Consider the following 12,781-nt stretch of genomic DNA (forward strand, 5'->3'; position numbering starts at 1 on the left):
GGCATAGGAAACCTGCAAGCAGTCATAAAGTCCAGGAGTTGTCCTTATGCTAAGCGTTCAAGATCGTGCCATTATCAAAGCCACTGTGCCCCTGCTCGAAAGCGGCGGCGAAGCCCTGATTACCCACTTCTACCGGATGATGCTCTCCGAGTACCCGCAAGTGCGGCCACTGTTCAACCAGGCGCATCAGGCCAGCGGCGATCAGCCCCGGGCCTTGGCCAATGGTGTTCTGATGTATGCCCGGCACATCGACCAACTGGACCAGTTGGGGGACCTAGTGGCCAAGATCATCAACAAGCACGTCGCCTTGCAGATCCTTCCGGAACATTACCCCATCGTTGGCGGTTGCCTGCTGCGGGCCATTTCCGAAGTGCTGGGCAGCGAGATCGCCACCCAGGAAGTGATCGATGCCTGGGCCGCCGCCTATAACCAGCTGGCGGATATCCTGATCGGCGCCGAGGCGGCGATCTACGACGAGAAAGCCCAGGCGCCCGGCGGCTGGCGCGGTGCCCGTGAGTTCCGGCTGGTGCAGAAGGTGGAAGAAAGCGCGGAAATCACCTCCTTTTATTTCGAACCGCTGGACCAGGGGCCGATCCTCGCCGCTGAACCGGGGCAGTACATCGGTTTGCAGCTCTTTATAGGGGGCGAGGAAATCCGTCGTAACTACTCCCTTTCGGCACTTTCCAACCAGGGCCAGTACCGCATCAGCGTCAAGCGCGAAACCGGCGGCGTGGCCTCCAACTACCTGCATGACCAATGCCCGGTGGGCACCAGCGTCATGCTGTTCCCTCCTGCGGGGGAGTTCACCCTGGCGGCCAGCGACAAACCGCTGGTGCTGATCAGCGGCGGGGTGGGCATCACTCCAACCCTGCCGATGCTGGAGGCGGCGCTGGCCACCGAGCGTCCGGTGCATTTCATCCACTGCGCCCGCAACGGCCAGGTGCATGCCTTTCGCAACTGGGTCGATGAACTGGCCCAGCGGTATCCACAGCTCAAGCGCTTCTATTGCTACGCCGAGGATGACGGTGTCAGCCCGGCGGCGGACAAGCTGGGCATGCTGACCCGCGAGCAACTGGCCGAGTGGCTGCCGGAGCAACGCGACCTGGACGCCTACTTCCTCGGGCCCAAGGGTTTCATGGCCGCGATCAAGCGCCACCTTCAGGCCCTGGGCATTCCCGAGCAGCAGAGCCGCTATGAGTTCTTCGGTCCGGCAGCGGCCCTGGAATAACCACCCCGGCCGGCTCCCCACGGGCGCCGGCCTTTTCTCTCTCCCCTTCGTTTCATGTCGCTCCGGCATTCGCTGACTTTCCCGAAACCGCCTTTATTCTCGGCGTATTTGGTATGGCGGTTAATCCACTCTTAACCTGCTTGTCGCTATTGTCCGCAACTGGCAAAGCGCCCGAAGCCGCGTTGCAGTGGCGCTGTACGTCCCTGCATTCAAAGGTCATGTTCAACGTGTAGACTTCCCGGCAGCCGGGTGTGCCTCTGCGAGCATTGGCCTGCACGCGATCGACGGGTTCATCGAAGACAATCTCGGTCTGCCGCCTCGGGTCTCGGGGGCAGGCTGAACACAACAGAAAAAGGAATAGGGATGAGTGACGACAGACTGGGTTTGGGACGCGAGCGGCGTTTCCTGGTGCTGCTGGGGATTATCTGCCTGGCACTGATCGGCGGAGCCCTGTACATGCAGGTGGTGCTGGGCGAGGCGCCGTGCCCGCTGTGCATCCTGCAGCGTTATGCCTTGCTGCTGATTGCACTGTTTGCCTTCATCGGTGCGGCCATGAGTTCGCGACGTGGGGTCACGGTCATGGAAACCCTGGTGGTCATCTGCGCCCTCGCCGGCGCGGGCGTGGCGGGGCACCATGTGTACACCCAGTTCTACCCCTCGGTGAGCTGTGGCATCGATGTACTGCAGCCGATTGTCGACAGCCTGCCGTTGGCCAAGATCTTCCCCCTGGGCTTTCAGGTGGACGGTTTCTGCTCCACGCCGTACCCGCCGATCCTCGGTCTGTCCCTGGCCCAGTGGGCGCTGGTGGCGTTCGTGCTGACGGTGATCCTGGTGCCTCTGGGTGTGGTGCGCAATCGCAAGAAAACCTACTGATTCGCCCGTAAAAGCCCCGGCTCCCCATGGGAGGGCCGGGGCTTTTTTGTGCCGTTCATTCGGCACCTGAAAAGTCCGTGATTTGCGGCAAGCGCAGGTGCGGCAAAAGTGCGACATGTTGTCACAGTGCCGCGGTCGCAGAGGGGCGGTTGAGTCGCTGCAACAGACTGCATTCTGGCGCGCTGGTTCAATGAGAGCCTGTCAGTTTGTGTACGCGAGCCTGTCGGCCGAGAACCATAGCCTGCTATCGATACAAATCTTCACAGCGCCCGTTTTACAAGGGGTGAAGCCTGATGGAAGGCGGCCCTCAGGGGGGATCGAGAGTCCTGGAAGGGGGGTGTTTCAGGTCCTTTTTGGGGCTTTTTGTTGCAAATGAAAATCGCTATGATTGCGATCCTTCGCAACAATCATGAGGGATTGTTGCGCCATGGGATAAAAATTATTTCGGGATAAGACATGGTTTATAAAACGCGACATATCTACAATCGCCCGCACTGAATTTCCGACGCTGCTCAACCCTGAGCACACGAGGACGGTCGAGGGGCGGATAGAGCGCTCCATGCGACTGCGGGTGTCGGCGCCTTCCAAACTTCCGCACCAAATGGAATTGGTCTGTAACAAGGCCTTTGACCACGAGATCGAATAAGAACCACTGCTAGCCCGGGATGTGTCGTTGAGCGCTTAACGCAACGGGCAGGCCCTTATTCAATTGAAGAAAAATGCCAACCCTTGGCAGGGTGAAGTGTTGGCGATCAAAACCCAACTGCATTGCGCAAGCTGCTTTAGAGGTCGTGAGATGAGTAAAAACAGGTACCCCAGATTACTAGGCTTATTGCCGCTGCTCGGCATGTTAATGCTGGGAGGCTGCAAGTGGACCTTGCTCGATCCCAAGGGTCAGGTCGGTCTGGATGAACGAAACCTGATCATCACGGCAACCATCCTGATGCTGCTGGTGGTTGTGCCGGTCATCATCATGACCTTCGCCTTCGCCTGGAAATACCGCGCCTCCAACAAGGACGCGACCTACGCGCCGAAGTGGTCCCACTCCACCAAGATCGAGATCGCGGTGTGGCTGGTTCCGGTGCTCATCATCATTGCCCTGGGTTATGTCACCTACAAGTCGACCCACGCCCTGGACCCGTACCGTCCGCTGGATTCCGACGTCAAGCCAGTGACCATCGAAGTGGTCGCCATGGACTGGAAGTGGCTGTTCATCTATCCCGACCAAGGGATCGCCACCGTCAACAAGATCGTTTTCCCGGCCCATACCCCGGTGAACTTCCGCGTGACCTCCGACACCGTGATGAACTCGTTCTTCATCCCGGGCCTGGGCGGCCAGATCTACGCGATGGCGGGCATGACCACCAAGCTGCACCTGATTGCCAACCAGAACACCGAACTTGAAGGTATCTCCGCCAACTACAGCGGCGCGGGTTTCACCGGCATGAAGTTCAAAGCGATCGCTACCAGTCAGGAAGATTTCGACGCCTGGGTAAACGAAGTCAAGAAGGCACCTAAACAGCTGGACACCGCTGAATACGAAGCCCTTTCCAAGCCAAGCCAGAACAATCCTGTAGAGCTCTACTCCGCCTACGCGCCAAACCTGTTCCAGACCGTCATCGACAAGTATGAAGGCATGAAACCGGGCAAGCCGCTCAAGCACGAGAAGAAAGAAAAGGAAGTGGCCGCAACGGAAGGGATGGACGTGAGTTCGCATTCAGCTGCCGGGGCAGAGGAGTAAACGATGTTTGGTAAATTAAGTCTGGAAGCGATTCCGTTCCACGAGCCGATTGTCATGGTCACCGTTGCCATGATTCTGCTCGGTGGCGTGGCGCTGTTCGCGGCAATCACCTACTTCAAGAAGTGGACCTATCTGTGGACCGAGTGGCTGACGTCCGTCGACCACAAGAAAATCGGTGTGATGTACATCATCGTCGCCATGGTCATGCTGCTGCGTGGTTTTGCCGACGCCATCATGATGCGTACCCAGCTGGCCATGGCCACCGAGGGTTCGCCTGGCTATCTGCCACCTGAACACTATGACCAGATCTTCACCGCTCACGGTGTGATCATGATCATCTTCATGGCGATGCCATTCTTCACCGGCCTGATGAACCTTGTCGTGCCGCTGCAGATCGGCGCGCGTGACGTGGCCTATCCGTTCCTCAACTCCCTGAGCTTCTGGCTGCTGGTTTCGGGCGTGGTGCTGATCAACCTGTCCCTGGGCGTTGGCGAATTCGCCAAGACCGGCTGGGTTGCCTATCCGCCGCTGTCGGGCCTGCAATACAGTCCGGGCGTGGGTGTGGACTACTACATCTGGGCGCTACAGCTATCAGGGCTGGGGACAACGCTGACGGGGGTCAACTTCCTGGCCACCGTGCTGAAAATGCGTACCCCGGGCATGAAGATGATGGACATGCCGATCTTCACCTGGACCTGCACCTGGGCCAACGTGCTGATCGTGGCTTCGTTCCCGATCCTCACCGCTACCCTGGCACTGCTGACGCTTGACCGTTACATGGATTTCCACATTTTCACCAATGAACTTGGTGGCAATCCAATGATGTACGTGAACCTGTTCTGGGCCTGGGGTCACCCCGAGGTGTACATCCTGATCCTGCCGGCGTTCGGTATCTTCTCCGAAGTGATCTCGACCTTCTCCGGCAAGCGCCTGTTCGGCCACCATTCGATGATCTACGCTTCCGGCGCGATCTCGGTACTGGGCTTCATGGTCTGGCTGCACCACTTCTTCACCATGGGTTCGGGGGCCAGCGTCAACGCCTTCTTCGGCCTGGCGACGATGCTGATCTCGATTCCGACGGGGGTGAAGCTGTTCAACTGGCTGTTCACCATCTACCACGGCCGTCTGCGCATCACCAGCCAGGTTCTGTGGACCCTGGGCTTCATGGTGACCTTCGCCATCGGCGGCATGACTGGCGTACTGCTGGCCATTCCGGGTGCCGACTTCGTTCTGCACAACAGCCTGTTCGTGATCGCTCACTTCCACAACGTGATCATCGGCGGCGCGGTATTCGGCTACATCGCCGGCTTCAGCTTCTACTTCCCGAAAGCCTTCGGCTTCAAGCTGCATGAAGGTTGGGGCAAGGCTGCGTTCTGGTTCTGGATCTCCGGCTTCTTCGTCGCGTTCATGCCGCTCTATGCACTGGGCTTCATGGGCATGACCCGTCGTCTGAACGCCACCACCAACCCTGAGTGGGTGCCGTACCTGTACGTCGCCATGGTAGGTGCGGTGATGATCGCCGTGGGTATCGCCTGCCAGCTGATCCAGCTGTACGTCAGCGTGCGTGACCGCAAGCAGAACATGTGTGTATCCGGCGACCCTTGGAACGCCCACACCCTGGAATGGTCGACCTCGTCGCCACCTCCGTTCTACAACTTCGCGGTACTGCCGAAAGCCGAAGGCATCGATCCGTTCACCGAAGCCAAGGAAAACGGCACTGCCTACGCGCAGCCTGGCCGCTACCAGCCGATCCACATGCCCAACAACACCGCTACCGGTCTGGTCATGGGGGCTCTGCTGACCGTGTTCGGTTTCGCCATGATCTGGCACATCTGGTGGCTGGCCATCGCAAGCCTGGCCGGCACCGTGATCTATTTCGCGATCCACGCTGCCCGTGATGATCAAGGCTACATGGTGCCGGTCGAAACGATCGAGCGCATCGAAGCCGAACAGCACAAGCGTCTGGTATCGGAGAACAAGATCCCGGCTACCCGTGTTGAAACCTCGTTGGAACAGGCTTAATCCATGTCGAACTTAGTGACCAATGCTGGACACGCCCATGTCGATGACCATGGGCACGATGACCATCACCACGACTCGGGCGAGATGACCGTATTCGGTTTCTGGCTCTACCTGATGACCGACTGCATTCTGTTTGCGTCGATCTTCGCGGTATACGCGGTACTGGTTAACAACGTAGCGGGTGGCCCGTCGGGCCACGACATCTTCGAACTGCCATACGTACTGGGTGAAACCGCCCTGCTGCTGTTCAGTTCGATCACCTACGGCTTCGCCATGCTGGCGTTCTTCCGGGGCAACAAGAAGCAGGTACTGGGCTGGCTGGCCATGACCTTCCTGTTTGGCCTGGGCTTCATCGGCATGGAGATCAACGAGTTCCACCTGCTGATCTCCGAAGGCTATGGCCCTAGCCGTTCCGGCTTCCTGTCCGGGTTCTTCACCCTGGTTGGTACCCACGGTCTGCACGTGACCAGCGGTCTGATCTGGATGGCGATCATGATGTACCAGGTGCAGAAAAACGGCCTGACGGCGACCAACAAGACCCGTCTGAGCTGCCTGAGCCTGTTCTGGCACTTCCTGGACGTGGTGTGGATCTGCGTATTCACCGTTGTTTACCTGATGGGGACTATGTAAATGGCCAACACACACTCCCACGACGAAGCCGGTCACGGCAGCGTCAAGTCCTACGCCATCGGCTTCATCCTGTCGGTCATCCTGACACTGATCCCGTTCGGCCTGGTGATGTACCCATCGCTGCCCAAAGACGTGACCCTGTGGATCGTCCTGGCGTTCGCAGTCATCCAGGTGCTGGTGCACCTGGTGTACTTCCTGCACCTGGACCGTTCCGAAGCACAGCGCAACAACGTGGTGGCGTTCATCTTCGCCGCGTTGGTCATTGTTCTGCTGGTTGGTCTGTCGTTGTGGATCATGTTCAGCATCCACACCGTCATGATGGCGAAGTGAGGTAAACCCGATGTCGCTCAAGCACTTTATCCAAATCACCAAACCGGGGATCATTTTCGGTAACGTGCTTTCTGTGGCAGGCGGGTTCTTCCTGGCCTCGAAAGGGCATGTCGATCTGGCCATTTTCCTGGCCGCCATGATCGGCACCTCGCTGGTGGTAGCGTCCGGTTGCGTGTTCAACAACTGCATCGACCGTGACATCGACCTGAAGATGGAGCGCACCAAGAACCGCGTGCTGGTCCAGGGCCTGATTTCCCTGGAAGTGGCACTGGTCTACGCCTCAATCCTCGGTGTCGCCGGCGTCGCCCTGCTGTACTACGTGGCCAACCCGTTGGCCGCGTTGTTCGCGGTAATCGGCTTTGTCATCTACGTCGGCTTCTACAGCCTGTACCTCAAGCGCAAGTCGGTTCACGGCACGCTGGTGGGCAGTCTGTCCGGGGCCATGCCGCCAGTGATCGGCTATGTCGCGGTCAGCAACAGCTTCGACATGGCTGCGCTGACCCTGCTGGTGATGTTCAGCCTGTGGCAGATGCCGCATTCCTACGCTATCGCGATCTTCCGCTTCAACGATTACCTGGCCGCATCGATTCCGGTGCTGCCAGTGAAGCGTGGCATCCGCGTGGCCAAGAAGCACATCCTGCTCTACATCCTGGCATTCCTGGTGGCGACCCTGATGCTGACCTTCAGCGGTTACGCCGGCATGAGCTACCTGGCGGTAGCGGCGGCCATGGGCATGTACTGGTTGTACATGGCCTGGACCGGCTACAAGGCAGTGGATGACACCGTGTGGGCGCGCAAGCTCTTCGTGTTCTCGATCTTCACCATCACCGCGCTGAGCGTGATGATGTCGGTGGATTTCAAGGCCCCGACCGAGCTCCTGCTGACCTACGCACACTAAGCTGTCCAGGCCACAGGAAAAGCCCCGCCTTCGCAAGAAGCGCGGGGCTTTTTTCATTGCGCTGGGTTGATGGTCACATCATTTAAAGTTTTTCGGCCCGAAGGCCTGGCCTGGCCGGGTAAAATGCGCCGTTCGTGGATAGAACCTGAGTGGATGCAATGGAAAACCGTATTGAACTGTACGACTCGAAGGCGCGCTATGGCGTCATCAGTCGCGGACTGCACTGGGCCATGGCCCTGGCCTTTGCCTGGATCTACAGCACTACCAGTGCGCATTACCTGCTGGCCGATTCGGCCCTGGACAAGTTCCTCTGGCCGACCCACAAGCAAGTCGGCCTGCTGTTGATGGCCCTGCTGCTGGTGCGTGTGGTCTGGAGTCTGTTGAACCGTCATCGCCGGCCGCCGAGCCTCAACCTTGCAGCAACCCTGGGGCATGGGCTGCTGTATGCCGGGATGTTTGCCATTCCGTTTCTCGGCCTGTTGCGTCAGTACGGCTCGGGTCGCGCCTTTTCCGCCTTTGGTCTGCCGGTAATGAACGGCTTCGACGGGCCGAAGATCCAGTGGATGACCGAACTGGGCAACAATTTCCACAGCCTCCTGGGCTGGACCCTGCTGGTGCTGATCGTCGGCCATGTGGCGGCGCTGATCCTGCACTGCATCAAGGGCCAGGGGCATATTCTGCGGCGCATGGCCGGCAGTGCACGCTCGGCGTGAGCCGCGCACCCGAACACGGAAAAGCCCCGCCTTCGAGAGACGCGCGGGGTATTTTATTGAGAGCCCTTGCGTGGGCTGCCCAACTATTCAAATGACCCAACTCATGCAGGAAGCAGAATGATGAAGAAAACAGCGGTTATCGTGTTCAGCGGCGGACAGGACTCGACAACCTGTCTGATCCACGCCTTGCCGCTCTATGACGAAGTGCACTGCATTACGTTCGACTATGGCCAGCGGCACTACGCGGAAATCGAGACCGCGCAGCGGCTATCCAAGCAGTTGGGGGCGACCGTGCACAAAGTGCTGGACGCTTCGTTGCTCAACGAACTGGCGATCAGCAGCCTCACTCGGGACAACATTCCGGTGCCCACGGTGAACAGTTCAGGCGAGAGCTTGCCCAGCACCTTTGTACCCGGAAGAAATATCCTGTTCCTTACCCTGGCCTCTATCTACGCCTATCAGGTAAAAGCCGAGACCGTGATTACCGGAGTGTGCGAGACCGATTTCTCGGGTTACCCCGATTGCCGCGATGAATTTGTAAAGGCATTGAACAAGGCCCTCGAACTGGGCATGGAGTACAAGTTGCGCCTCGAGACTCCACTGATGTGGCTGAACAAGGCAGAAACCTGGGCCCTGGCGGACTACCACAATCAACTGGAGCTGGTTCGCGAGCAAACCCTGACTTGCTACAACGGCATCATGGGCAGTGGCTGCGCCAACTGCGACGCCTGCAATCTACGGGCAAAAGGCTTGAACGCTTATCTGGAGAACAAGACGCAAGTCATGGATAGCCTGAAGAGCAAGATGGGTCTGAAGTGAGGATTTGAGCAGCTTGCTGCCCTTGGAGCCCAACACTGAACCTGCCTGGCAGATAGGTGTTGAGCTCCGGCGTCGCTCTACAAACAGCGATCGATCATTTTGCCTGGCTATCCGTTATGTATCTCTTGAACAGTGATCGTGCGCCATAGGCGGGCAATATATTGAAGAATGCAAAACAGACCTTGATTGCGATCTGAACATAAATCATGTTCAGGATGTCGTTGTTTTGCATGGCTCCATAGAATGCGATGTAGCAAAACACGAAGCTGTCGATGATGACCGCAAACAAGGTGCTGAGGAATATCCGCAGAAATAGGAATCTGGAGTTTGTGAGTTCCTTTATCTTGCACAGCAAATATGAGTTTATGTTTTCAGAAACAAGGAAGGAAACGGAAGACGCTACCAGTACAGACGACACCTGGATAATAACGTCGTTATAAGGTGTATCGAGTTTCCAGCCTGGCAGTCCGGGGAGAAAAGTGGACGCGTAGAGCAGGATGATGATCATGGCGTTGCTTGCAAATGCAAACAGAATGGCTCTTCTGGCGAGCCTGAGTCCGAAGTTCTCGTTCAGCAGGTCAACGATCAGGAATGTCAGAGGGTACAGAAAGGTGCCGGGGGTAATAATGATGTCGAGGGATTCAAGGTAGATCGGCTTTGTTGCAGCGATGCTGGTGAAAATATAAAAGGTAAAGAGCAGCAGGTTGAGGATGATGTAGATCATCCATGAGTTTTCATTGCGGTCGTTCAAGTCGTATGCAGTAAGTGTTCCTCCTTGGGAGTAGAACTTTTTATACAGGTTTTTAACTTCCATTTTGTTCAAGTTATCCATTATTTCGCTGTTCACTACTTCGCTCAGCTTTATTTTTATGACCTTGCCGGTGTCGATGATCATGATCACGGCCAGGTTTTTATTGTTCTCAAACCCCAGAAGCTTGTACTTGCTGTTCTCGATATCACCTTCATAGGCAGTCATTGAAGCGTTCCTCAATGATATCGCCGACAACGGATATACGATCCGGGTCGAAGACGACCTCGTTCATGATCAGCAGTTTCCTGGTCTGTTTGTCGTAAGCCAGTTTTTCCTTTTCATCGGTGATCGTCCCCTTTTGCACGATCAGCAGGCCGCCGACCTCATACATGCCCTTGATATCGTTTTCCAGGCGCACGGCTATCAAGTTGCAGGATGTGCCGAAGTAGTAGGTCAATGGGAAACAAGTGGCGAGTTCGCCAATACGTTTATCCATGTTGGCCATCAACTGGCTTTCCTTGAGGATCGGAACAGCAGCAGGGTTCATGTTCCCTTGCGGGGAAATGCTGCTTTCGATGATCTCCTTCTCTTCAAAGTCGACGGTTTCTATTTCCTCATAGGAAATGCCGAAGAAGTCGGAGATTTTCCGAATGGTGGACTGCTGGACGTTGCTGACCTTGCCTTCCAGGATGTTGTATATGGTTGTTCTGGTCAGGCCACTGGCGTTGCATAAAGACAGTTGTGTCTCTCCGCGACTTTTAATCAGGTATTTGATATTGCTTTTTAAATACTCTGTTCTTTCTCTTCTGTGCATCAAATGCCTCACCATTTCCTTATAGTCGTAATGCATCGAATTTTTTAGCGTTCACATCGCGCATGACATCGATTGCCTGGTGCCAATAGCGGGATCACTGTGGCAGAAGCCTGTCAGTTGCTTTTGTGTTGTCTGGTAATTCGCTAGTGCTCCTTTAGCCAGCCTGTATCCGTCCTGGGATACTTCGCTACGGGGACTGTGGGCGATCAAGTCGCTGAGAGGGGCCGGTTTGCACAGGGCCGCAACGGACAAGTGTTGCATGCGTCAGCCATGACAATAAAGCCCCAGGGGTTGGGCATTATCACTCTCGCCCTGCGGCTTGCACCGGCAAGGCTGCGCCGATGTCCTTCCACTTCAAAAAAGAAGCATTTAACTTTGAGGATGTTTAATTTTTTGATTAATTCTGTTACGCCTTATACAGTCTTGACCCAGGGCCCGGATCAGCCCGATTCACACCAACGAACGTAAAACCCAGGAAGCACGCCCTCGTTCGTGGCGCGCAGTACTCAAGGAAGGGGCACAGATTTATGGCAGCCGATACCGAACCACTGAGGAACCAGGCCGACTTGCTGCGATGTGGCTTGGCGGACCTGCGAACAGAAGACGCCGAGCTGGCCAGGATCCTGGACGCTGAAGTAAGCCGGCAACAACGCACGCTTTCCCTGGTTTCATCCTCCTGTGCAGCCACCCCCAGAAGCCTTGCCGCCTCGGCCTCGGCGCTGGTCAACGTGACGGCGCAGGGGGTTGCGGGCAAACGCCATCACGCCGGGTGCGAAAACGTCGATCTGGTGGAATCCCTGGCGATCCGCAGGGCCCGGGAGCTGTTTGCCGCGCAGTACGCCGCGGTGCAATCGCACTCGGCCTCGAACGCCAACTACCAGGTGTTGTCCGCGCTGCTTGAGCCGGGGGACACCCTGCTCGGGATGGCCCTGGATCATGGCGGCGACCTGACCCACGGCAGCTCCCTCGCTTTTACCGGTGCCCACTACAAGGCGATCCGCTACGGCACCACGGCCCAGGGCACCATCGACTACCAGGAGGTACGTCAGCTGGCGATGGCCCACCGCCCGCGCATCATCATCTGTGGGGCAACGGCTTATTCGCGGGTCGTGGACTTCCAGCGTTTTCGCGACATTGCCGATGAAGCCGGGGCCATCGTCCTTGCCGACATCTCCCATATCGCCGGCCTGGTTGCCACGGGGCGTCACCCGAGCCCGATCGATGTGGCGCACGTCACCACCACTTGCACCCACAAACAGCTCGCCGGGCCACGCGGCGGCCTGATTCTTTCCGGGCGGGACGCGGACACCAAGGTGCCCGGCCTGAGGTCGAGCTTTCGTCGGGTGCTCGACCAGGCAGTTTTCCCCGGGATGCAGGGGGCGCCTGCAGTCAACATGATCGCCGCCAAGGCGGCCGCGCTGGGCTATGCCATGTCTGCACAGTTCGATGCCTACATGGGGCGGATTCGCGCCACGGCGGATGAAATGGCCTGCGCGTTCATGGCGCGGGACTACGAGGTAATGGGCGGCGGGACGGAAAACCACACGATCCTGTTGCGCTTGCCTAAGGGCATCAGCGGCTCCCTCGCCGAATCGGCATTGGAAAAGTGCGGAATCATCGTCAGCAAAAAACGCGCACCGGGGGAGACTCGATCGTCATTTGCCGCCAATGGCTTGTGTATCGGCACGGGCTCCATCGCACAGCGCTATGTGGACCCCCAGGGCTGCCGGCAGATCGTCGACCTGGTGTGCCGGATACTGGATCAGCTGCAGCCACAGGGCGAGCAGCCATACGTTCTGGAGCCCGCGCAGCAGGAGCGCTTCCGGCTGGAGACCGAGGCGTTGTGTGCGATGTACCCCATCCTTGAGTACGGGGATCGCTGAAGAAAAAAAGCCCCGTCTTCACGCTGGAATACGGGGCTTTTCAGGTCTGCAGAAGGCTGTGCTGGCGCTTCGCGAGCAA

At 57.5% G+C, this 12,781-nt stretch carries 12 protein-coding genes; 10 read left to right on the forward strand and 2 right to left on the reverse strand.

Annotated elements, in window-relative coordinates:
* The first annotated feature begins 46 nt into the window (after positions 1 to 46).
* The 9 genes from hmpA to queC all read left to right on the forward strand — a co-directional run bounded on the left by hmpA (position 47) and on the right by queC (position 9,254).
* Positions 47 to 1,228 carry an NO-inducible flavohemoprotein gene (hmpA, locus tag AC07R1_RS19220; RefSeq protein ID WP_011063289.1) on the forward strand — a complete coding sequence of 394 codons (1,182 nt, stop codon included), beginning with the start codon at positions 47 to 49 and terminating at the stop codon, positions 1,226 to 1,228.
* A 363-nt stretch (positions 1,229 to 1,591) separates the two neighbouring features.
* On the forward strand, positions 1,592 to 2,101 hold the full coding sequence (locus tag AC07R1_RS19225) for a disulfide bond formation protein B (RefSeq protein ID WP_011063288.1): 510 nt from the start codon (positions 1,592 to 1,594) through the stop codon (positions 2,099 to 2,101).
* Positions 2,102 to 2,897: 796 nt separating this feature from the next.
* Positions 2,898 to 3,842: a ubiquinol oxidase subunit II gene (gene cyoA, locus AC07R1_RS19230; RefSeq protein WP_011063287.1), complete on the forward strand. Its 945-nt coding sequence runs from the start codon at positions 2,898 to 2,900 to the stop codon at positions 3,840 to 3,842.
* Between the two features lie 3 nt (positions 3,843 to 3,845).
* Positions 3,846 to 5,864 (forward strand): cytochrome o ubiquinol oxidase subunit I, encoded by a 2,019-nt coding sequence (gene cyoB, locus AC07R1_RS19235; RefSeq protein ID WP_011063286.1) that lies wholly within the window; start codon positions 3,846 to 3,848, stop codon positions 5,862 to 5,864.
* Between the two features lie 3 nt (positions 5,865 to 5,867).
* Positions 5,868 to 6,494, forward strand: a complete 627-nt coding sequence (locus AC07R1_RS19240; RefSeq protein ID WP_011063285.1) for a cytochrome o ubiquinol oxidase subunit III — start codon at positions 5,868 to 5,870, stop codon at positions 6,492 to 6,494.
* A complete protein-coding gene (gene cyoD / locus AC07R1_RS19245; RefSeq protein ID WP_011063284.1) occupies positions 6,495 to 6,824 on the forward strand; it encodes a cytochrome o ubiquinol oxidase subunit IV in 330 nt (109 codons plus the stop codon).
* Positions 6,825 to 6,834: 10 nt separating this feature from the next.
* Complete coding sequence (cyoE, locus tag AC07R1_RS19250) at positions 6,835 to 7,722, forward strand: heme o synthase (protein ID WP_011063283.1); 888 nt, start codon at positions 6,835 to 6,837, stop codon at positions 7,720 to 7,722.
* A 158-nt stretch (positions 7,723 to 7,880) separates the two neighbouring features.
* Positions 7,881 to 8,435, forward strand: coding sequence for a cytochrome b (locus AC07R1_RS19255; RefSeq protein WP_019093706.1), 555 nt, complete (start codon positions 7,881 to 7,883; stop codon positions 8,433 to 8,435).
* Between the two features lie 120 nt (positions 8,436 to 8,555).
* Positions 8,556 to 9,254: a 7-cyano-7-deazaguanine synthase QueC gene (queC, locus tag AC07R1_RS19260; protein WP_220224436.1), complete on the forward strand. Its 699-nt coding sequence runs from the start codon at positions 8,556 to 8,558 to the stop codon at positions 9,252 to 9,254.
* Between the two features lie 94 nt (positions 9,255 to 9,348).
* Here queC and AC07R1_RS19265 read toward each other — a convergent pair whose 3' ends face one another.
* Both AC07R1_RS19265 and AC07R1_RS19270 read right to left on the reverse strand, forming a co-directional pair.
* Positions 9,349 to 10,230 (reverse strand): queuosine precursor transporter, encoded by an 882-nt coding sequence (locus tag AC07R1_RS19265; RefSeq protein ID WP_019094238.1) that lies wholly within the window; start codon positions 10,228 to 10,230, stop codon positions 9,349 to 9,351.
* Positions 10,217 to 10,819: a helix-turn-helix transcriptional regulator gene (locus AC07R1_RS19270; RefSeq protein ID WP_011063279.1), complete on the reverse strand. Its 603-nt coding sequence runs from the start codon at positions 10,817 to 10,819 to the stop codon at positions 10,217 to 10,219. The genes AC07R1_RS19265 and AC07R1_RS19270 overlap by 14 nt, the downstream gene beginning before the upstream one ends.
* A 527-nt stretch (positions 10,820 to 11,346) precedes the next feature.
* On the opposite strand from AC07R1_RS19270, the gene glyA reads away from it, so the two are divergent.
* Positions 11,347 to 12,702 (forward strand): serine hydroxymethyltransferase, encoded by a 1,356-nt coding sequence (gene glyA / locus AC07R1_RS19275; RefSeq protein WP_065365225.1) that lies wholly within the window; start codon positions 11,347 to 11,349, stop codon positions 12,700 to 12,702.
* Positions 12,703 to 12,781 lie beyond the last annotated feature (79 nt).

The organism is Pseudomonas sp. GW821-FHT07F01 (genome assembly GCF_059418825.1).